The organism is Corynebacterium nasorum (assembly GCF_030229765.1).
GTDB lineage: Bacteria > Actinomycetota > Actinomycetes > Mycobacteriales > Mycobacteriaceae > Corynebacterium > Corynebacterium kefirresidentii.
The window spans coordinates 21,531-41,268 of sequence record NZ_JASPGY010000011.1 but is presented as its reverse complement, the minus strand read 5'-3'; the positions used below and the strand labels follow the sequence as shown (position 1 = coordinate 41,268).

Here is a 19,738-nt window from a genome sequence, read left to right as displayed (position 1 = left end):
AATAAAGAGATATGTATGAATATAATCAAATCGCCGTTATGTGTCGTGAGAAAGAAGAATAATGTCCCGGCGAATTGTTGCTGTGCTTGCTGCTGCAGCCCTTGGGCTATCCGCCCCTATTGCTAATGCCTCTCAGTCGGAGTGGGAATCCTCTGTTCCAGAGTCCTTTGGGATCAATGACCCTTCCTGTGTGCCTTCTGGCCAGATTGTTGAGCCGGTGGTGCTACTGCATGGCACCTATAACAATGCGGGTGTGTGGAAAAGCTTGATTCCGATGTTGAAGGATCAGGGTGCGTGCGTATGGGCCTTTGATTATGGAGCGGATGATGTTTCTTTGCAGAATGCCTCCCCCTCAACGAAGGCCATTTCAGATTTGGATGATGCGGCCGAGGAAATAGCGCGGCACGTGGACTATGTCCGAGCGGTAACCGGCGCAGAGAAAGTGGACTTGGTAGGCCATTCCCAGGGCGGTACCCATATTAAGACCTATACCCAAATGTACGGCGGGGCTGAGCACGTCGCTCGGGCTGTGGCTCTAGGCGGCAACTTCCACGGCACCACGCTGGGTGGGCAGGGCGAAGGTCTGGCCAAATTCATCGCCTTCGCACCCCGCCTCGCCGCCTTCTTGGCCAGCACGGCCGGCATCCAACAGGTGGTGGGTTCGGAATTTATGCAAAGGCTCAATGCGCTGCCGGACACCGCGCCGGGCGTGCTCTACACCTCCATCTACTCGCCGGCGGATACGACGGTAACCCCGAATAGCTCCTCGCAGCTGGTAGCTGTCGACGGCGCCGATGTGGTGAACCTCGACCTTGGTGAGGTCTGCGGCGTGGCTCCTCGGCACGATAAGCTGCTGACTGACCGCACGGCGCTGAGCCAGGTCATTTTTGGCCTGAAGCGCGCCCCAGGGGAGGGGCCGCGGCCGTCGACCTGTGTCTCCGGGGAGTCATCGACGGTCGGTTCCTGAAGCGAAGCGCCACACCGGAAATGTGAACTTTGACACACAAAACGGTGAATTCCAGGTAAACCCGCAGGAATCTCATTGATGTAGTTTCATGGCTGTCCTTGGGTGTGGTCAACATGTGGGGCCTGGGGGTGTGTCATCCTGGGAATACCATGCTTGTAACTACTACATATTGTGTTGGTTGCGGGTCTTTCCCCCAAAGTATAGTGTCGTTGATGTTGTTCAGAGCGGCGCAGGAAGCGCCCGAATAGGCGGGAAACGCTCCCCGTTCTGACGAGTTTTCAATGCAGGAGCTTTAAGGATCTATATGTCTATCACCGTTTACACCAAGCCAGCGTGCGTCCAGTGCAACGCCACCAAGAAGGCCCTCGATCGTGCCGGCCTCGAGTATGACCTAGTTGATATCTCGGCCGATGACGAGGCTCGCGACTACGTAATGGCATTGGGTTACGTTCAGGCCCCAGTAGTTGAGGCCAACGGTGAGCACTGGTCTGGTTTCCGCCCAGACCGTATCAAGGGCCTGGCTTCCCTAGCGGCATCCGCCTAAGGGGTAGGGGAGGCCAGTAGCGATGTTGGTCGTGTATTTTTCCTCCGCAACGGAAAATACGCACCGGTTCGTGCAGAAACTGGGCTTTCCCAGCGCGCGCATTCCGCTGCGCCGCACGGAGGAGCCCCTCAAGGTCAACGAACCTTATGTCTTGGTGTGTCCCACCTATGGCGGGGGCGCGTCCATTAGCCACCAAAATTCCCGTCCCGTGCCCTCACAGGTAATTAAGTTCCTTAATGATGAGCACAACCGCAGTTTCATTCGCGCGGTAATCGCGGGTGGTAATAGCAATTTTGGCGCCGACTTTGGCAAGGCTGGTGACGTCATCAGTGCCAAATGTAAAGTGCCCTATGTATATCGTTTCGAGTTGCTGGGAAACGATGACGATATAAAAATTTGTCGTGAAGGCTTAATGGCTAACGCCGCCGAGCTTGGGCTCGAGGCCGCGGCCTAGCACCCACCACGACTTAAATAAAGATCCTGATTTTTAAGAAAGGCCTTGTCAGCTGTGAGTACGCAATTGGGGAAGACCGTCGCCGAGCCAGTAAAGCCGGAAGAGCAGTTGGACTACCACGCTCTCAACGCGATGCTGAATCTCTACGATGCAAACGGCAAGATTCAGTTTGATAAAGACCGCGAGGCCGCAAACCAATTCTTCCTGCAGCACGTTAATCAAAACACGGTCTACTTCCATGATCTGGAAGAAAAGATCGATTACCTGATTAATAACAAGTACTACGACCCACGAGTCATCGAGCAGTATGACTTCTCCTTTATTAAGGAGCTTTTTAAGCGCGCTTATTCCTATAAGTTCCGCTTCAAGTCCTTCCTGGGCGCGTATAAGTACTACACCAGCTACACGCTGAAGACCTTTGATGGTCGTCGCTACCTCGAGCGCTTTGAGGATCGCGTCTCCATGACCGCCCTATTCTTGGCAGACGGTGATACTGGCTTGGCAGAGCGCCTTGTGGACGAGATTATGAACGGTCGTTTCCAGCCGGCCACCCCAACTTTCCTCAATGCCGGTAAGGCCCAGCGTGGCGAGCTCGTGTCCTGCTTCCTGCTGCGCATCGAGGACAATATGGAGTCCATTGGACGCTCCATCAACTCCGCGCTGCAGCTTTCCAAGCGCGGCGGCGGCGTGGCCCTGCTGCTGTCTAATATTCGTGAATCCGGCGCGCCCATTAAGCACATTGAGAACCAGTCTTCCGGTGTTATCCCAGTAATGAAACTGCTGGAGGATTCCTTCTCCTATGCCAACCAGCTTGGTGCCCGCCAGGGCGCTGGTGCGGTCTATCTCAATGCGCACCACCCAGACATCATGGACTTCCTGGATACCAAGCGTGAGAACGCGGACGAGAAAATCCGCATTAAGACCCTCTCGCTGGGCATCGTCGTGCCGGATATCACCTTCGAGTTGGCCAAGCGCAATGACGATATGTACCTCTTCTCGCCGTATGACGTAGAGCGCGTCTATGGCAAGGCCTTCGGTGACATCTCCGTTACTGAGCACTATGAGGAGATGGTAGAAGACCCACGCATCCGTAAGAAGAAGATCAACGCCCGTCACTTCTTCCAGACCGTGGCAGAGCTGCAATTCGAGTCCGGCTACCCGTACATCATGTTCGAGGACACCGTGAACCGCGCCAATCCGGTAAAGACGTCGTGGATCAACATGTCCAACCTGTGCTCGGAGATCCTGCAGGTTAACTCCGCTTCCGAATTCAATGCGGATCTGACCTACCAGGAGCTGGGCAGCGATATCTCTTGTAACCTGGGCTCGCTGAATATCGCGATGACCATGGATTCGCCGGACTTCGCCACTACGGTGGAGACTGCCATCCGTGGCCTGACCGCTGTGGCGGATAAGACATCCATCGATTCCGTGCCGTCTGTGCGCCGCGGAAACGACGAGTCCCATGCTATCGGCTTGGGCCAGATGAACCTCCACGGTTACTTGGGTCGCGAGCACATCGAGTATGGCTCGGAAGAAGGCTTGGATTTCACTAATGCCTACTTCGCGGCCGTGCTGTATGCGGCATTGCGTGCCTCTAATAAGATTGCCCGCGAGCGCGGTGAGTACTTTAAGGAGTTCCCGCAGTCCGAGTACGCCTCCGGCGAATTCTTCGACCGCTACGATCCGGAAGAGTTCAAGCCGCAGACAAAGAAGGTCCAGGAGCTTTTCGGGTCCTCTTCGATCCACACCCCGTCCGCCCAGGACTGGGAGGAGTTGAAGCAGGACGTGGCCAAGTACGGACTATATAATCGCAACCTGCAGGCAGTGCCACCGACGGGTTCGATTTCCTATATCAATAACTCCACCTCATCCATCCACCCGATTGCTTCCAAGATTGAGATCCGCAAGGAAGGCAAGATCGGTCGCGTCTACTACCCGGCGCCGCACATGGATAATGACAACTTGGAGTACTTCAAGGACTCTTATGAGATCGGCTTCGAGAAGATCGTCGATACCTATGCCGTAGCCACTAAGTATGTGGACCAAGGTCTATCGCTCACCCTCTTCTTCAAGGACACCGCAACCACCCGCGATGTCAACCGTGCGCAGATTTATGCGTGGCGCAAGGGGATTAAGACCTTGTATTACATCCGCTTGCGCCAGATGGCGCTGGAGGGCACCGAGGTCGAGGGCTGCGTATCCTGCATGCTCTAAACCGTAGGTTGAACGCCTCGATGCACGTCGTGGGGAAGGACGTGCATCGAGGCGTTTAACCGTTTTCTGCCCTGGTGCGGTCGAGGATGGTGCGGGAAGTGCTTTCGGCGGCGTCGGCAAGCCCAGCATCAATGGCGCGGGCCAGCTCCATGTGCAGTTGTGTGGTCCCGCCTATGGGATCGCGCTTGCGGGAACCAAAGACGGACTTGCCCTTGAGCATGGCTACTAGCGAAGGGGCGAGCGCGGCCAGCATCTCATTGCCGGAAGCCCGCAAAATTAAAGTGTGGAAACGCAGATCGGTTTCCAGTTCCTCGCCCACGCGCGGGGAAGGAGTGGATTCTAGCTCGGCTAAACGCGCGGCGAGGCGAAGGAGTTCCGCCCGCTGCTGGGCGCTGGCATTGCCGGCTGCGAGTCGGGCCGCCACCGGTTCAATTCCCAGCCGCAACTCGTTGAGGCGTGCCACTTGCTGCCCGCGGGTTTTGTCATTATTTAACCGCCAACCAATGATCGCCGGGTCATATACTGCCCAACTATCCATCGGCAGCACCGTGATTCCCACGCGACGCCCAGAGCGGACCATGCCGAGGTGTTCGAGCGTGCGCATGGCCTCACGGGCCACTGTGCGGGAGATGCCAAAGCGCTTTTCGACGTCCCCCAGACGGAACCGCTCGCCCTCGGCGATGTCTCCGCTTACGATCTCGGCGCCGAGCCTATCCACCACGGAACCCAGCAGGGGAGGGGTGGCACTCATGCGGAAATCCTTTCTTTGCATGCTCCGAAGTAATTGAGATCAGTATAGGTAAGTGGTATCCAGCACAATGGTTTGGAGGGCGGGCAAATTGGGTATGCTGGGAACCTGAATTTGTCGTTTTTAGTATTGGAGTGACGCCGCGTGTCGCACGAGTACGATGACTACGTTTCTAGTCATGAAAAGCCAGTTAAGGCCATTAACTGGAATAGCATCCCGGATGAAAAGGACCTCGAGGTATGGGAGCGCCTCACCGGTAATTTTTGGTTACCAGAAAAGGTCCCAGTCTCCAATGATCTTCCTAGCTGGAAGACGCTGACGGAGAAGGAAAAGGAAACCACCATGCGGGTCTTCACCGGCCTGACGCTGCTGGATACCATCCAGGGCACCGTCGGTGCGATTTCCCTCCTCCCGGATTCCCAGACCCTGCACGAAGAGGCGGTCTACACCAACATTGCGTTTATGGAGTCCGTGCACGCCAAGTCCTATTCCAATATCTTTATGACCTTGGCGTCCACACCCATGATCAACGATGCCTTCCGCTGGTCCGAAGAAAACGAGAACCTGCAGAAGAAGGCCAAGATCATCTTGTCCTATTACAAGGGCGAGGATCCGCTGAAGAAGAAGGTGGCCTCCACTTTGCTGGAGTCCTTCTTGTTCTACTCCGGCTTCTATCTACCGATGTACTTCTCTTCCCGCGCGAAGCTCACCAATACCGCCGATATCATTCGCCTGATTATCCGCGATGAAGCCGTGCACGGCTACTACATTGGCTACAAGTTCCAGCAGGCCTATAAGCAGCTGGATGAGGAGCGCCAGGCGGAGCTGAAGGAATACACCTTCGACTTGGTCTACGACCTGTATGACAATGAGATCGATTACACCGAGGATCTCTACGATGACTTGGGCTGGACCGAGGACGTTAAGCGCTTCCTGCGCTATAACGCCAATAAGGCGCTGAATAATTTGGGCTTCGAGGGGCTCTTCCCAGCAGACGAGACTCGCGTTTCCCCGGCCATTTTGTCTTCGCTTTCGCCGAATGCTGACGAGAACCACGACTTCTTCTCTGGCTCTGGTTCCTCCTATGTCATTGGCAAGGCTGAGGACACCACGGATGATGACTGGGACTTCTAAGCATTCCCGCTGATCAGCGTGGTCTAGCGGCACACCTTCTGCTCTAAATCAATCGAAAGGTTGATAACGAGCGGGGGTGTGTTTTCGCGTTTTGGGGGTGCACAATTAAGCGCGTCTGTGACATATAGCACGGTAATTGGGGGCCGAAAATCCGTGCCAGAATTGGCGGCCGCGCCACGTGCAGGGCCTATGTGAAAGATGTGGTTAGTGTCGAGGCGTGGTCGTGCGGCTCATTATTGGGGGAAGCTGGAAAGAACAGGGGAAAATGGCCTAATATAATGCGAGTAAACCTAGGTGTAGGTGGGCCCTGCCCACAGGCACTTTGTTAATCAGGAGGATTTTATGACCGCTGTGGCGCCACGGGTCGACGATTACGTCGCCCCTACACGTCCAGAGCCAACCGGTAATGCGAAGACCGGTTCAAAGGCTTGGGTATTTCTAACCACCACCGACCACAAGCAGCTGGGCATCATGTACTTGATCATGTCCTTCAGCTTCTTCTTCCTCGGTGGCTTTATGGCACTGTTGATCCGCGCGGAGCTGTTCACCCCGGGTCTTCAGTTCTTGTCTAATGAGCAGTTCAACCAGCTGTTTACCATGCACGGCACCGTGATGCTGCTGCTGTTTGCAACACCAGTTGTGTGGGGCTTTGGTAACTACATCCTGCCGCTGCAGATCGGCGCGCCGGACGTGGCCTTCCCCCGACTGAACGCTTTCGGCTTCTGGGTTACCCTGCTGGGCGGCACCGTGATGCTGCTGGGCTTCGTCACCCCAGGTGGTGCAGCTGACTTCGGCTGGACCATGTACATGCCACTGGCTGATGGCGTCCACACCCCGGGCATCGGCGCGGATATGTGGATCGTCGGCGTGGGCGCTACCGGTGTCGGTACCATTGCCTCCGCTATCAACATGATTACGACCATTCTGACCCTGCGCGCACCGGGCATGACCATGTTCCGCCTGCCGGTATTCAGCTGGGCCGTATTCACCGCATCCGCCATCGTGCTGATGATCTTCCCGCTGCTGACCGCTGCCGCATTGGGCGTCCTGTATGACCGCAAGCTGGGCGGCCACATCTACGATTCCGCTAATGGTGGCGGCATCCTGTGGCAGCACCTGTTCTGGTTCTTCGGCCACCCTGAGGTTTATGTCCTCGCGCTGCCGTTCTTCGGCGTTGTTTCTGAGGTTGTTCCGGTCTTCTCCCGCAAGCCGGTCTTCGGCTACATCGGCTTGGTCTTCGCGCTGCTGGCCATCGGCTCCCTGTCCATGGCTGTGTGGGCACACCACATGTTCGTTACCGGCGCTATCCTGCTGCCGTTCTTCTCCTTCATGACGTTCCTTATTGCGGTGCCTACCGGCGTTAAGTTCTTCAACTGGGTCGGCACCATGTGGAAGGGTCACATCACCTGGGATACCCCGATGATCTTCGCTATGGGCTTCATGGCAACCTTCCTCTTCGGCGGCATGACCGGCGTTATGCTGGCATCCCCGGCATTGGACTTCCACTTGGCTGAGTCCTACTTCTTGATTGCTCACTTCCACTACACCCTGTTCGGTACCGTTGTGTTCTCCGCCTTCGCGGGTCTGTACTTCTGGTTCCCGAAGATGACCGGCCGTATGCTGGATGAGCGTTTGGGTAAGATTCACTTCTGGCTGACCTTCATCGGCTTCCACGGCACCTTCCTGGTTCAGCACTGGGTAGGCAACATGGGTATGCCGCGTCGTTACGCTGACTACTTGGAGTCTGATGGTTTCACGGTCTTCAACCAGATTTCCACCATCTTCTCCTTCGTCCTCGGCGCCTCCGTTATCCCGCTGATTTGGAACGTATTCAAGTCTTGGCGCTACGGCGAGATTGTCACCGTGGATGACCCATGGGGCTACGGCAATTCCCTCGAGTGGGCAACCTCCTGCCCACCGCCGCGCCACAACTTCGTGTCCCTGCCGCGTATCCGCTCTGAGCGTCCGGCCTTCGAGCTGCACTACCCGCATATGGTTCAGCGCATGCGCGAGGAAGCACACGTGGGTAGCCACTAAAGCGAAGTAACTCGCACAAACTCCTGACTTAAGCCGCCTCCCAGCCCTTAATGGGTAATGGGAGGCGGCTTTGGCGTATCTTCTGTACCCCACGTGCGATAATGGGCGGCGTGAGTACTCAAGCTGATACCAATGCAGTCATCACGACCAGCGGGCCGGATAAGCCTGGGGTCTCGGCGGCCTTTTTCCGCGTTCTGGCGGCCCATAACGCCACGCTTGTCGACGTCGAACAAGCCATCTTTTCCGGCCGCATTACCCTCGCTGCCCATACCCGCATTCCTGGTGCGCGTGCCGAGCAGATTGCACAGGGGCTGCGCAATACCTTGAGCATTTACGGTCAGCAGGTATCCGTAGACCTGCGGGAGGAAGAATCCACTGCTCGAGCCCGCTCAAGCTATGTGGTGGTCCTCATGGGTACGCAGGTTACCGCCCATCACATGGAGGAAGTTGCCCGCGTACTGGCCAACTTCGATGCCAATATCGATCGCATCCGCGGGCTTTCGACCTCTCCGTTGACCGGACTGGAGCTTTTTCTATCTCTCGATGGTTCCGCTGCACCTGTGCGCCAGGCATTAGCGGAGCTGGCGCAGCAGATCGGCATCGATATCGCCATTGAGCCCGCGGGCCTGGGTCGGCGTTCCAAGCGTTTGGTGTGCTTCGACTGCGATAGCACCCTCATTCAAGGCGAGGTCATCGAGATGCTGGCCGCCCATGCGGGAAAGGAGAACGAGGTTGCCGCAGTAACGGCCCGGGCCATGCGCGGGGAGCTGGACTTTGAGGCCTCCCTGCGTGAGCGCGTCGCCGTGCTGGAGGGGCTGGATGCCGCCATTATCGATGAGGTGGCCCGCGATATTCAATTGACTCCGGGCGCCCGGGAAACCATCGCCACGTTGAACCGCATTGGCTACCGCACTGCGGTGGTCTCCGGCGGATTCATCCAAGTATTAGAGGGTCTAGCTGCGGAGATGGAATTGGACTATGTGCGCGCCAATACCTTGGAGATCGCAGATGGGAAGCTCACCGGCCGGGTGACCGGCAAGGTGGTTGACCGCAAAGCGAAGGAGGAATTTCTGCGGGAGTTCGCCGCGGATTCGGGGGTAAATATGCGGCAGACGGTGGCCGTGGGCGATGGCGCCAATGATATCGATATGATTTCTGCTGCTGGGCTGGGGATTGCCTTTAATGCTAAACCGGCCCTGCAGGAAGTGGCGGATACCTCTGTAAACCACCGGCGGCTGGATGAGGTCCTGCAAATTTTGGGTATTCCGGCCGAGGAGGTTGTTGATGAATAAATTCGACAGAGCGCATCAGCGTTTGGTGGAAGCCTGTGATTCACGCTCGTGGCGCGATGATCCTGAGAACCCAGATGATCCGGCCACGATTCAAGCTATGCAGATTGCGCTTAATCTGCCGAAGCAGGAGCCGCCGACACGTACGGCGGTGCTAGAAGCGGCCGCACGTGCCGTAGCAGCAGTGTGCCTCGACGAGCGCGCGGGCGAGGACGGCGCCTTCGCGCAGGCGCTGGGGCAGTGGTATGGCCACCGCATCCGCAAGATCGCCCGCCGCGCGCGCAATAAAGCGTGGCGCGATGTACAAAGCCTGCCCGGCGTGACCGTAGCGGACCGCGCCCGCGCTTTTGCGCCCTCGGCCGTAGCAGAGGTGGATCCTCTCATTGCCAAGCTGCAGATCGGCCACACCGACCTTGCCTATGACGAACCCGGAGCCCCGCTTAGCTATGCCCCCGTTATCTACGTCGACCGCAGCCTCGACATGTCTGCGGGCAAGGTCGCGGCACAGGTAGGCCACGGCTCGATGATGCTGGCCGCCGCGATGTCGGTGGATGAAGCGCGCGACTGGGCGGAAACCGGCTTTCAGCTTTCGGTGCGCGAGGTTTCCGCGACGGATTTTCGCACCGCCTGCGCACAAGACGGCGCTGTAGTCATCGTTGACGCCGGCTTTACGGAAATCGCGCCAGACTCGGCTACCGTGTGCGCCCTGCGGCGACCAATCGCTTAAGCGCACCCCGGACCGTGCTCGCGTCAGTGGTCTGCCAAAAGCGCGGCATGGAGGCCTTGAGGAAGCTGCCGTAGCGCTTATACTCCAAGCGGTTATCAAGCACGGCGACCACGCCGCGATCGGTCACGTGGCGCAGCAGACGGCCGGCTCCCTGCGCCATCAACAAGGCGGCGTGATTGGCGGAGACCTCCATGAACCCGGAGCGGCCGGCGGCATCGGCTGCTTGGGCGCGCGCCTGCATGAGGGGATCGTCTGGGCGAGGGAATGGAATGCGGTCGATGATGACCAGCGAGCACGCCGGCCCTGGAACGTCCACTCCCTGCCATAGGGTAAGCGTTCCGAAGAGGCAGGAGTTTTCCTTCTGCGAGAATTTCTCTACTAGCGCACCTATGGAATCTTCGCCCTGCACGAAGAGATCAAACGGGATACGGGGTTTGAGCGCGGCGGCTGCTTCTTCCGCGGCCCGGCGAGAGGAAAACAGCCCGAGAGTGCGCCCGCCGGCGGCCATGATGAGCTCATAGATCTCCTCGATCGATTCTTTAGACAGCCCATCGCGGCCCGGAGCAGGCAGATGCTTGGCGGTGTATAAAATGCCGGATTTGGCTGGGTCGAAGGGCGTGCCCGCGTCCAAGGTGTCATAGGTGCCGCTCGGCATGCCCCACTGTGCGGCCATAGCATCAAAGCGGCCGCCGAGGGCGAGGGTGGCCGAGGTAAGCACAACGGTTTGTTCCCCAAAGAGGTTCTCGCGCAGCATGTGGGCGATGGACAGGGGTGCCACGGCGAGGGTTTCGGCGTCGCTGCGCGGATCGCGTTCGAGCCAGACTACGTCGTCCTGCTTGGCTGGGTCATCGGTGGCGAAGACCTCCAGCATGCGGGATACGGCTTGCGCGAGGTCGGAGAGGTGGTTGCTTAAGTTTTGTCGCTCGGCGTTCTTTTCTGGGTCATCGGTGGCTTCGCCTTCGGGTGCGCGTGAAACGAGAGACTTAACGCGCAGGAACTCTTCGGCGAGCGCGCGCAGGTGGCCCTGCGAAGTTTCATCCAAGTCGGTCCACCGTCCGGGCTCCTGGATTTTCATCAGGTCATCGAATTCCTCGGCCAGATCCGAAAGGTTGCCGGCATTGCCTAAGGACTTCGCGCGGTTGGCGGCCATCTTGATGGCGCGGGTAGTAATCTCCGCGGTGGACACGGAGGTGATCCGGCCGTCGAGCTCGTGGGCCTCATCGATAATGGCCACGTCGTGTTCGGGCAAAATATTTGCCTCAGAGATAGCGTCGATGGCCAGCATGGCGTGGTTGGTGACCACGATATCGACGTCGGCAGCCGCCCTGCGAGCTTCTTCCGCAAAACAGTCTGGCCCGTGCGGGCAACGCGAAGCCCCCAAGCACTCGTTGGACGTTACCGACACCGCCCGCCACACTAGGTCCGGTACACCTGGCTCGAGGTCATCGCGGTCACCGGTTTCGGTTTCTTGCGCCCATTCGTGGATGCGGCGCACGGCCTTGCCGCGGCGGGAGATCTCGGATTCGTCGATAAGAGCTTCCGGGTCATCCGGGGTAGCCGCAATCTTATTCATGCACAGGTAGTTATTGCGGCCCTTCATGATGGCGAAGGTAGGAGTGCGCTCCATAACAGGGGCAAGGGCCTTCGTGAGCCGGGGCAGATCGCGCTCCACCAGCTGGCGCTGCAATGCCAGGGTCGCGGTGGAGACGATGACGGTGGACCCTGAGTTCATTGCATGCCGGATAGCCGGGACTAGGTAGGCCAGCGACTTACCGGTGCCGGTACCGGCCTGCACTGCTAAGTGGCGCTCCTTATCGAGCGCGGCCGCGACGGCCGTGGCCATGCGCACCTGGCCTTCGCGCTGGCTACCACCCAACGCAGCAACGGCCTTGTCCAGCAGCGTTTCCGTGTCGAGGTTTAGGGGCTCATCTGCGTGCTCACTCACCCCACACAGTCTAGCGGCCTACTTTTTAAAGCCCACCATCCGTGTGGGCACTGCTGCTTCATCGCGGGAGAGCGCTAGGCCTTCCCACGGCAGGGTCTTGCGGGCCTGATCCAAATACTCGCGGGAGGCATGCAGATCCGGCAGCTCATCCACGATGTGTCCATCGCGCATGAGCGGAATGGTCATCTCGCGGGTATCGAGCTGGCCGGTATCTGGCGCGGGCGCGTCAAAGGGATAGACGATCTCTTCCACCGCCACGCCCGAGGAACGGTAGGTGCGTAGCGCGCGCTTGGCACCGCCGACGGACTGCTTGGAAGTAGAGCGCTTGGCCACTGGGATGCCGTCTACTTCTACGACCTTGTAGACCATGCCGGCGGTCGGTGCGCCAGACCCGGTTGCCACAGACGTACCGACGCCGTAGACGTCTACCGGATCGCCGCGCAGGCCGGCGATAGCGAACTCGTCGAGGTCGGAAGAGACCACGATATTGGTGTTGTGGTTGCCCAAATCATCCAGCTGTTTGCGCACGCGGCGGGTAACGGCGCCCAAGTCACCGGAATCTATGCGGACCCCACCTAGCTGCGGGCCACCTACTTTCACTGCGGTTTCTACGCCCTTGGTGATGTCATAGGTATCCACCAGTAACGTGGTGTCCACGCCCAAGGTCTCGATCTGGGAACGGAAGGCGGCCTCTTCGTTCGGAGTGCCATCCGGGTTTGTGTGCGCCAAAGTCCAGGAGTGGGCCGCGGTGCCGGAGACAGGGATGCCGTAGCGGTAGCCCGCCTCCAAATTGGAGGTGGCTTCGAAGCCAGCCAGGTAGGCCGCGCGGGCGGAGGTTACCGCCGCATACTCGTGGGTGCGGCGCGAACCCATCTCGATAATCGGGCGGCCATCGGCCGCCGTGACCATGCGGGAGGCGGCCGAGGCCACCGCGGAATCGGCATTCATGATGGACAAAATAACGGTCTCCAAAATGAGGCACTCTCCAAAGGTGCCGCGCACCGTCAAGATGGGGGAGTTGGGGAAATAGAGTTCACCCTCGCGGTAGCCGTCAATCTGCCCAGAAAAGCGGTAGTGACGCAGGTATTCCTTGGTTTTCTCATCCAGGAAGTCCATCTCTGCCAATTGATTGGCTGAAAAGCGGAAATCCTCCACCGCCCGCAGGACCCGCTCGGTGCCGGCAACCACGCCGTAGCGGCGCTCATTGGGCAGACGGCGGCCGAATACCTCGCAGGTGACCTGGCGGTTTGCCGAGCCGTCTCGCAGCGCGGCCTGGAGCATAGTGAGCTCGTATTTATCCGTCAGTAAAGCGGTGGAGCGATCATTAGGAATAGCTTTGTCATTCACGTGAGTGATAATACCCACTGACTAGGTGTTTTTCAGAGGTTTAGATTCTTTGGACCTAGATTGTCCGCAGCCAGATCGGGCTGGCCCACAATAAATCCCCAAAAGTGGTTAGGCTAGAAAGCATGAAGGCGCAATTTCCCGTAGTCCGCATGAGCTCTCCTATGGCTACGCCCGAATTGGACGAAGAAATCGACGTAGATGTGGCCACGAGCGAGAACCTCCCGTGGATGTGCATCGTGTGGGATGACCCAGTCAACCTCATGAGCTACGTGTCCTATGTATTCCAAACGGTTTTGGGATACGACAAGAAGCGGGCCAATGAACTCATGATGCAGGTCCATACTGAGGGCAAGGCCGCCGTCTCCAGCGGCGAGCGAGACAAGATTGAAGCGGACGTGAAAAAGCTCCAGATCGCTGGTCTGTGGGCGACGATGCAGCAGGCAGGTTAACTAGATGCAACCGTGGAAGAAAAAGAAGTCCCTTATGCGCGCGCCAAAAATTACGGCTGTCTTCGAGCCGATGGAGCGCGAGGTTTTGGGAGATCTCACCGCTACCGTCTCTGAGGCGATCATCGAGCGTGCGCAGTCTGCACCTAAGGATGAGCTAGCAGAGATGCTGGATATGCCTACTGGGCATACGGAAGCCCCAGAAGATCCTTCACTGGCCCGCCTCTTTCCAGACTTTGAAATGCCCGGCGATGAGGAATACGAAGGCGATGCTTCTTTGCTGCGTTCGCTGCACGAAAATGACATTGCGCGCGCCAAATTGGAAAACCTCCAGGTGATCGGCACGGCTCTCGGCCCCACCGGTGGGGTAGAGGTCAGCATTAATGAGCAGGAGGCCCACGCCTTCGTTGCCGGCCTAAACGATCTGCGCCTCTACGTTGCGGCGGGCGATGTTTCTGATGACAACCTGATGTTGGACCGCGATAGCCTGGTGGAATGGCTTGCCTTTTGCCAGGATTCGCTACTTCAGGTGCTGATGGATTAATGCTGGGCGGCATTAGCATCGGGCATTTTAGCGGCACCGATACCGGCGTCACGGTGCTCTATTGCGGGCCGGGCGGCGCGCTCGGCAGCGTCGACGTGCGCGGTGGCGGACCAGGCACCCGGGAAACGGATCTCTTGCAGCCACATAATACGGTCGAGCGGGTTCACGCAGTGGTGTTGTCGGGCGGCTCCGCCTTTGGCTTGGCAGCCGCGGACGGCGTGATGAATGAGCTGGCAGAGCAGGGGATTGGCTTCCCGGTCTTTGGCGAGGAAAAACCCGGTCCGCGTGTGCCCATCGTTCCCGGTGCCGTCATTTTTGACCTCTTGGTCGGGCCTTCCCGACCCGGGCCGGAAGAGGGCGCGGCCGCGCTCCGAGCCGCGCTGGCGGGCAATGATGAAACCATGGGCACGGTGGGAGCCGGCGTGGGTGCTACCGCCGGCAAGCTGCGGGGTGGCTTCGGCCTAGCTACGCGCCGGGTAGGAAATTACGAGGTTAGCGCCGCGATGGTCGCCAACCCTGTGGGTGAGGTCATCGATCCGCAGTCCGGCCGGCTCTACGGTGCGCCAGGGAGCACCGCGGTCAATGCTGCTGCCTACCGCGCCTTGCCACATCCAGCGGAGTCCAAGCTCAATACCACCATCGGTGCCGTGCTCACCGACGCCCCCATTAACACTGCCCAAGCCCAGCGCTTGGCCATGACTGCCCACGATGGCATCGCCCGCGCGGTGCGTCCTGCGCATTCACCGCTAGATGGTGACACCATCTTTGCCTTATCCACCGCGCAGCGCCCGGCCGAACTCAGCACGCAGATAATGACCCAGATTTGCGCCGCTGCCGCCGATGCCGTGGAGGAAGCGATTGTCAACGCGGTTACCGCCGCCGAGCCTGGCTTGGGCTTGAGCGTGTACCGCGATCTGCTGGACTAAGATAAGGCGCATTATGACTTCAGGTGGAACATTTAACTACCGGCCGGCGCCCGCGGGCCAGGTCAATCGTGGCGATTCCAAAAACTACACTCGCAGCGGGCGCATCACCACCGGATTTTCTATAGCTTTTGGCTTCCTCGTGGTGGAGTGGGCGGTCCACATTATTAACGCGTTCCTTTTTGGCGGCCAGCTATCCAATTACGGCATTCGCCCGCTGGACTTCAACGGCATCTGGGGCATTTTTACCGCCCCACTGCTGCATGCAAACTTTGAGCACCTCATGTCCAATTCGGTGCCCGGCGCCATTTTCTGCTTCCTTATCGGCCTGTCCGGCCGCAAGGCTTGGTGGGAAGTTACCCTGATTACCACTCTGGTCGCAGGCCTTGGCACGTGGTTCATTGGTGGCCCCGGTACCTCCCACATCGGGGCGTCCAGTTTGGTCTATGGCTGGCTGGCATATCTGATTGTGCGCGGTATCTTCAATCGATCGCTCATCCAGACCATTTTGGGCATTGTTCTCGGCTTTGCCTATTCCGGCTTGGTGTGGGGCGTGCTGCCCGTCTACGAGGGAGTGAGCTGGCAAGGCCACCTTTTCGGCGCCATCGGCGGCATTCTAGCCGGCATGACCATTACCTCGGACGATCCGGTTAAGGCAGTGAAGCGCTAATGCCTACCGCAACCTCTCCAATTGGCATCTTTGATTCCGGCGTGGGCGGGCTCACCGTGGCACGCGCAGTGATGGAACAGCTGCCGCAGGAATCTGTCATCTATACCGGCGATACTGCCCATAGCCCCTACGGACCGCGGCCTATCTCAGAAGTCCGCGCTTTTTCTCAGGACGTGGCGGATCGGCTGGTGGAACGTGGCTGCAAGATGCTGGTCATAGCCTGCAATACGGCCACCGCTGCCTTCTTGCATGATGCACGCGAGCGCTACGATATCCCCATTGTGGAGGTCATCCGCCCCGCGGTGCGCCGTGCCATGTCCACCACGCGCAACGGAAAAATCGGCGTCATCGGCACCGAGGGCACCATCAAATCCGGCGCCTATCAGGACCTTTTTGCGCTCAACCCGAAGGTGCAGGCATTTGCTACCGCCTGCCCGGATTTTGTTCCCTTTGTCGAGCGCGGTATTACCGCCGGCCGCCAGATCCTCGGCGTCGCTGAGGGCTACTTGGCCCCGCTCCAAGCACAAGGAGTAGACACGCTGGTCTTGGGCTGTACGCATTATCCGCTGTTGACCGGCATCATCCAGCTAGCTATGGGCGATAATGTCTCGCTGGTGACATCTTCGGAGGAAACCACCAAGGACGTTATGCGGATTCTCACGGAAACCGATATGTTGGCCCCTGCGGATACTCAGCCGGTCCACACCTTTGAATCGACCGGTGACCCGGAAGCCTTTGCCCGCCTTGCCACGCGCTTTCTCGGCCCGCGGATTGCATAAGTAGGTGCAAATTTCTCCCCCGTTTGCACGTTGAGTACGCATGCGGGGCGATTTCATGGAACTATTGAGCCCATGAAGCTGACCATCTTAGGCTGCTCCGGTAGCGTCCCCACCGCCCAGAACCCCGCCTCCGGCTATTTGCTGTCCTTCGATAATGCGCCGTCCATCGTCCTCGATATGGGCCCTGGCACCTTAGCGCAGCTGGAACAGCAGCAGGATCCTTGCGATGCGCACGTGGCTTTTAGTCACCTGCATGCCGATCACTGCCTGGATTTCCCCTCTCTGATGGTGTGGCGCCGCTTCCATCCCACGGCGCCCGCGGCCTCAAGAAATATGTGCTTCGGGCCGGAGGCTACGCCGACGCACCTGGGCCGCCTGTCTTCCGATGAGGTCGATGGCATCGATGACATGTCCGATACCTTCGCCTTTAGCGCATGGGAGCCGGGCGAGCGCCAGCTTGTCGACGATGTATATATCACTCCCTTCCCGGTCACCCACCCGGTAGAGGCCTATGCCTTGCGCGTGGAACATACTAAGACGGGCCAGACCATCACTTACTCCGGAGATTCTTCTTATACGCCCGCGCTTGTCGACGCCGCACGGGACGCCGACATTTTCCTCTGCGAGGCAGCCTGGGGCGAAACCTCCGAGGGCAAGGCGCCGGACATGCACATGTCGGGCGCGGAAGCAGGTAGGGCGGCGCGCGAAGCGGGTGTGGGCAAGCTCGTGCTCATCCACATCCAACCGTGGGGCGATGCCCAAGCTACCTTGGAGGCCGCTCGCTCCGAATTCGACGGTGAGATTATCCTCGGCGCCGCGGGCATGGAGTTCTAAGATACGCTGGACGGCATGACTGAATTTACTCGTGCCGATGGGCGCGCGCTGGACCAGATGCGCAGCGTCCGCATTACCCGCAATTTCACTACCAACCCTGCCGGCTCCGTGCTAGTGGAGTTTGGCAATACCCGCGTCATGTGCACCGCATCCGTGGAATATGGCGTGCCGCGCTTCAAGCGCGATTCCGGTGAAGGCTGGCTTACCGCCGAGTACGCCATGCTGCCTTCCGCCACCCACGATCGGATGCCGCGCGAATCCATGAAGGGCAAGGTCAAGGGCCGCACCCATGAGATTTCCCGCCTCGTCGGCCGCTCCCTGCGCGCCGCGGTGGACTTGGAGGAGCTAGGGGAGAACACCATTCAGCTCGATTGCGATGTCCTCCAGGCTGATGGCGGCACCCGCACTGCCTCTATCACCGGCGCCTATGTTGCGCTGGCTGACGCCATCGCGCACCTCAAAGCGGAGGGCGTCGTCCCCGGCGAGCCGCTACTTGATCCCATCGCTGCGGTCTCGGTAGGCATCATTGACGGCGAAATCTGCCTTGATCTGCCTTATGAGGAGGATTCCCGTGCCGAGGTCGACCTGAATGTAGTGATGCAGGAATCCGGCGATTTCGTGGAAATTCAGGGCACTGGCGAGCACGGCCTCTTTGGCCGAGAGGAGCTCAACGAGATGCTCGACGTAGCGCAGAAGGGCTGCCGCGAACTCATCGCCGCACAGAAGGCGGCGCTGGGGTGGTAATTCTCGTCGCATCTAATAACCCTAAGAAGCTCGGCGAGCTGGAGCGGATTCTGGCTGATGCCGGCATCGAGGGCGTCGAGCTGCGCCCGCTTTCCGCCGTGGAACCTTATCCCGAACCGGTAGAAGATGGCCGCACTTTTGCCGATAATGCGCTCATCAAGGCCCGTGCCGGCGTGGCCGCTACTGGCTTTGCCACCGTCGCGGATGATTCGGGCCTCGCTATCGAAGAGCTCAACGGCATGCCCGGCGTGCTGTCCGCCCGTTGGTCCGGCCAGCACGGCAATGACCAGGCCAATAATGACTTAGTCTTGGCGCAGATGGCCGATGTCCCTGATGAGCGCCGTGCCGCAGCCTTTGTCTCGGTCTGCGCGCTCGTCACGCCCGAAGGCGCAGAGCACGTGGCCGAGGGCCGCTGGGAAGGCCGCTTCTTGCGCGAGCCGCGCGGGGAAAACGGCTTCGGCTATGACCCGCTCTTCCAGCCGGAAGGCGAGTCCCGATCGGCTGCAGAGATGTCCCCAGAAGAAAAGAACGCGGTCTCGCATCGTGGCCGCGCTCTTAGTCAACTTGTCCCCGCCATCGCGGAGCTTGTTCGCAACTCTTAGAGTTGGAACTCCTCCGTGATTTCCTTGCGGCGCTTGTGCTCCATCCAGAAGGACAGGAAGGGCACCACGCCGGCAAGGGCGGTGGTAAAGAGCTTGCCCACCGGCCACAGCGCGCGCGGGCCGAGGATGAGGATGGACAGCAGGTAGGTCATGTACGCGATGCCGTGCACGATCGCGATATAGGTGGCCCACTCGGGGATATCCATGCCAATGATGTACTGGCAGACCATGCGGATGACCAGGATGATCAAGAAGATACCGGTCACAGTGGCCGCGATGGAGAAAAACTTCAAGGGTCCGCGGATGCGGGCTTGGCGGGCGGGGTGAACTTTATTGGTCATAATCAGCTTTCTTCATTCTCGCCGCGCCGGCGGCGCGGGGTATTCATGGCGTTGAACGTTTCCACATCCATCTGGGGCCGCTGGGGCAGGAAATCCTCATCAATTTTGGTTTCTGCCTGCGGCTGTGTGGGAGCGTCGGCCGGGGCGGTTTTGTCTGTGTCATCCATGTCGCGGACTTCTTCCTCGGCCGCGAGGCGCTCGTTTTCATAGCGCAGCGTGGTGCGATAGGCATAAACCACGAACACGGCAAACAGTGGCCACTGGAAGGCATAGCCCAGGTTTTGGAAGGTGCCCGAGCCGGAGCGGAAGCGGGTCCACTGCCAATAGGCCAGGAATAGGAAGAGCACGACGAAAAACGCGATGAGGAGGATGTGCCACCATCGCACCTGCACGCGCTTGTTTTTCTGTTCCTCTTGAGTGCTCACGCGTTCCACCCTACCCACCAG

The 19,738-nt window shown here is 59.1% G+C and carries 21 protein-coding genes; 16 read left to right on the top strand and 5 right to left on the bottom strand.

Annotated elements, in window-relative coordinates; all coding sequences use genetic code 11:
- The first annotated feature begins 61 nt into the window (after nucleotides 1-61).
- From QP904_RS11125 to nrdE, 4 genes are all read left to right on the top strand, one after another.
- The gene (locus QP904_RS11125; protein WP_248099397.1) at nucleotides 62-967 is read left to right on the top strand and encodes an esterase/lipase family protein; all 906 of its coding nucleotides are present in this window, start codon (nucleotides 62-64) and stop codon (nucleotides 965-967) included.
- 304 nt (nucleotides 968-1,271) lie between these two features.
- A complete protein-coding gene (nrdH, locus tag QP904_RS11120; protein ID WP_023020850.1) occupies nucleotides 1,272-1,511 on the top strand; it encodes a glutaredoxin-like protein NrdH in 240 nt (79 codons plus the stop codon).
- Nucleotides 1,512-1,533: 22 nt separating this feature from the next.
- Nucleotides 1,534-1,965 (top strand): class Ib ribonucleoside-diphosphate reductase assembly flavoprotein NrdI, encoded by a 432-nt coding sequence (gene nrdI, locus QP904_RS11115; RefSeq protein WP_023020851.1) that lies wholly within the window; start codon nucleotides 1,534-1,536, stop codon nucleotides 1,963-1,965.
- Between the two features lie 54 nt (nucleotides 1,966-2,019).
- Entirely contained in the window at nucleotides 2,020-4,182 is a 2,163-nt protein-coding gene (gene nrdE, locus QP904_RS11110; protein WP_023020852.1) for a class 1b ribonucleoside-diphosphate reductase subunit alpha, read from the top strand.
- Nucleotides 4,183-4,237: 55 nt separating this feature from the next.
- On the opposite strand, the gene QP904_RS11105 is transcribed toward nrdE, so the two are convergent.
- Nucleotides 4,238-4,933: a FadR/GntR family transcriptional regulator gene (locus tag QP904_RS11105; RefSeq protein WP_284836077.1), complete on the bottom strand. Its 696-nt coding sequence runs from the start codon at nucleotides 4,931-4,933 to the stop codon at nucleotides 4,238-4,240.
- 141 nt (nucleotides 4,934-5,074) lie between these two features.
- On the opposite strand from QP904_RS11105, the gene nrdF reads away from it, so the two are divergent.
- From nrdF to QP904_RS11085, 4 genes are all read left to right on the top strand, one after another.
- Nucleotides 5,075-6,064 carry a class 1b ribonucleoside-diphosphate reductase subunit beta gene (gene nrdF / locus QP904_RS11100; RefSeq protein ID WP_023020854.1) on the top strand — a complete coding sequence of 330 codons (990 nt, stop codon included), beginning with the start codon at nucleotides 5,075-5,077 and terminating at the stop codon, nucleotides 6,062-6,064.
- Nucleotides 6,065-6,406: 342 nt separating this feature from the next.
- On the top strand, nucleotides 6,407-8,101 hold the full coding sequence (gene ctaD, locus QP904_RS11095) for an aa3-type cytochrome oxidase subunit I (RefSeq protein ID WP_049360978.1): 1,695 nt from the start codon (nucleotides 6,407-6,409) through the stop codon (nucleotides 8,099-8,101).
- A gap of 101 nt (nucleotides 8,102-8,202) precedes the next feature.
- Nucleotides 8,203-9,393, top strand: coding sequence for a phosphoserine phosphatase SerB (serB, locus tag QP904_RS11090; protein ID WP_284836076.1), 1,191 nt, complete (start codon nucleotides 8,203-8,205; stop codon nucleotides 9,391-9,393).
- Nucleotides 9,386-10,117 carry a peptidyl-tRNA hydrolase gene (locus tag QP904_RS11085; RefSeq protein ID WP_284836075.1) on the top strand — a complete coding sequence of 244 codons (732 nt, stop codon included), beginning with the start codon at nucleotides 9,386-9,388 and terminating at the stop codon, nucleotides 10,115-10,117. Before serB ends, QP904_RS11085 begins: the two co-directional genes overlap by 8 nt.
- Here the strand turns inward: QP904_RS11085 and QP904_RS11080 are convergent.
- Nucleotides 10,083-12,062, bottom strand: a complete 1,980-nt coding sequence (locus tag QP904_RS11080) for an ATP-dependent DNA helicase (protein WP_200288694.1) — start codon at nucleotides 12,060-12,062, stop codon at nucleotides 10,083-10,085. The two genes, QP904_RS11085 and QP904_RS11080, sit on opposite strands and share 35 nt — an antisense overlap.
- 18 nt (nucleotides 12,063-12,080) lie before the next feature.
- A complete protein-coding gene (locus tag QP904_RS11075) occupies nucleotides 12,081-13,409 on the bottom strand; it encodes a nicotinate phosphoribosyltransferase (protein ID WP_034655966.1) in 1,329 nt (442 codons plus the stop codon).
- A 122-nt stretch (nucleotides 13,410-13,531) separates the two neighbouring features.
- Between QP904_RS11075 and clpS the strand changes: the two genes are divergently transcribed.
- From clpS to rdgB, 8 genes are all read left to right on the top strand, one after another.
- On the top strand, nucleotides 13,532-13,858 hold the full coding sequence (gene clpS, locus QP904_RS11070) for an ATP-dependent Clp protease adapter ClpS (protein ID WP_023020860.1): 327 nt from the start codon (nucleotides 13,532-13,534) through the stop codon (nucleotides 13,856-13,858).
- 4 nt (nucleotides 13,859-13,862) lie between these two features.
- On the top strand, nucleotides 13,863-14,399 hold the full coding sequence (locus QP904_RS11065) for a DUF2017 domain-containing protein (protein ID WP_023020861.1): 537 nt from the start codon (nucleotides 13,863-13,865) through the stop codon (nucleotides 14,397-14,399).
- On the top strand, nucleotides 14,399-15,325 hold the full coding sequence (locus QP904_RS11060) for a P1 family peptidase (protein ID WP_239204921.1): 927 nt from the start codon (nucleotides 14,399-14,401) through the stop codon (nucleotides 15,323-15,325). The genes QP904_RS11065 and QP904_RS11060 overlap by 1 nt, the downstream gene beginning before the upstream one ends.
- A gap of 13 nt (nucleotides 15,326-15,338) precedes the next feature.
- The gene (locus QP904_RS11055) at nucleotides 15,339-15,992 is read left to right on the top strand and encodes a rhomboid family intramembrane serine protease (RefSeq protein ID WP_023020863.1); all 654 of its coding nucleotides are present in this window, start codon (nucleotides 15,339-15,341) and stop codon (nucleotides 15,990-15,992) included.
- Complete coding sequence (murI, locus tag QP904_RS11050) at nucleotides 15,992-16,771, top strand: glutamate racemase (protein WP_023020864.1); 780 nt, start codon at nucleotides 15,992-15,994, stop codon at nucleotides 16,769-16,771. Before QP904_RS11055 ends, murI begins: the two co-directional genes overlap by 1 nt.
- 72 nt (nucleotides 16,772-16,843) lie before the next feature.
- Nucleotides 16,844-17,605 (top strand): MBL fold metallo-hydrolase, encoded by a 762-nt coding sequence (locus tag QP904_RS11045; RefSeq protein WP_284836074.1) that lies wholly within the window; start codon nucleotides 16,844-16,846, stop codon nucleotides 17,603-17,605.
- A gap of 15 nt (nucleotides 17,606-17,620) precedes the next feature.
- Nucleotides 17,621-18,349, top strand: coding sequence for a ribonuclease PH (gene rph / locus QP904_RS11040; protein ID WP_005323955.1), 729 nt, complete (start codon nucleotides 17,621-17,623; stop codon nucleotides 18,347-18,349).
- Entirely contained in the window at nucleotides 18,343-18,951 is a 609-nt protein-coding gene (rdgB, locus tag QP904_RS11035) for an RdgB/HAM1 family non-canonical purine NTP pyrophosphatase (RefSeq protein WP_284836073.1), read from the top strand. The genes rph and rdgB overlap by 7 nt, the downstream gene beginning before the upstream one ends.
- On the opposite strand, the gene QP904_RS11030 is transcribed toward rdgB, so the two are convergent.
- Both QP904_RS11030 and QP904_RS11025 read right to left on the bottom strand, forming a co-directional pair.
- On the bottom strand, nucleotides 18,948-19,292 hold the full coding sequence (locus tag QP904_RS11030; protein ID WP_023020867.1) for a DUF3817 domain-containing protein: 345 nt from the start codon (nucleotides 19,290-19,292) through the stop codon (nucleotides 18,948-18,950). The two genes, rdgB and QP904_RS11030, sit on opposite strands and share 4 nt — an antisense overlap.
- Before the next feature lie 2 nt (nucleotides 19,293-19,294).
- Nucleotides 19,295-19,717: a hypothetical protein gene (locus QP904_RS11025; RefSeq protein ID WP_284836072.1), complete on the bottom strand. Its 423-nt coding sequence runs from the start codon at nucleotides 19,715-19,717 to the stop codon at nucleotides 19,295-19,297.
- Nucleotides 19,718-19,738: the final 21 nt, after the last annotated feature.

Coding starts and splice junctions, on each gene's coding strand:
- QP904_RS11125 (WP_248099397.1), top strand. CDS start 62: ATGTCCCGGCGAATTGTTGCTGTGCTTGCTGCTGCAGCCCTTGGGCTA.
- nrdH (WP_023020850.1), top strand. CDS start 1,272: ATGTCTATCACCGTTTACACCAAGCCAGCGTGCGTCCAGTGCAACGCC.
- nrdI (WP_023020851.1), top strand. CDS start 1,534: ATGTTGGTCGTGTATTTTTCCTCCGCAACGGAAAATACGCACCGGTTC.
- QP904_RS11105 (WP_284836077.1), bottom strand. CDS start 4,933: ATGAGTGCCACCCCTCCCCTGCTGGGTTCCGTGGTGGATAGGCTCGGC.
- ctaD (WP_049360978.1), top strand. CDS start 6,407: ATGACCGCTGTGGCGCCACGGGTCGACGATTACGTCGCCCCTACACGT.
- serB (WP_284836076.1), top strand. CDS start 8,203: ATGGGCGGCGTGAGTACTCAAGCTGATACCAATGCAGTCATCACGACC.
- QP904_RS11085 (WP_284836075.1), top strand. CDS start 9,386: ATGAATAAATTCGACAGAGCGCATCAGCGTTTGGTGGAAGCCTGTGAT.
- clpS (WP_023020860.1), top strand. CDS start 13,532: ATGAAGGCGCAATTTCCCGTAGTCCGCATGAGCTCTCCTATGGCTACG.
- QP904_RS11065 (WP_023020861.1), top strand. CDS start 13,863: ATGCAACCGTGGAAGAAAAAGAAGTCCCTTATGCGCGCGCCAAAAATT.
- QP904_RS11060 (WP_239204921.1), top strand. CDS start 14,399: ATGCTGGGCGGCATTAGCATCGGGCATTTTAGCGGCACCGATACCGGC.
- QP904_RS11055 (WP_023020863.1), top strand. CDS start 15,339: ATGACTTCAGGTGGAACATTTAACTACCGGCCGGCGCCCGCGGGCCAG.
- murI (WP_023020864.1), top strand. CDS start 15,992: ATGCCTACCGCAACCTCTCCAATTGGCATCTTTGATTCCGGCGTGGGC.
- QP904_RS11045 (WP_284836074.1), top strand. CDS start 16,844: ATGAAGCTGACCATCTTAGGCTGCTCCGGTAGCGTCCCCACCGCCCAG.
- rph (WP_005323955.1), top strand. CDS start 17,621: ATGACTGAATTTACTCGTGCCGATGGGCGCGCGCTGGACCAGATGCGC.
- QP904_RS11030 (WP_023020867.1), bottom strand. CDS start 19,292: ATGACCAATAAAGTTCACCCCGCCCGCCAAGCCCGCATCCGCGGACCC.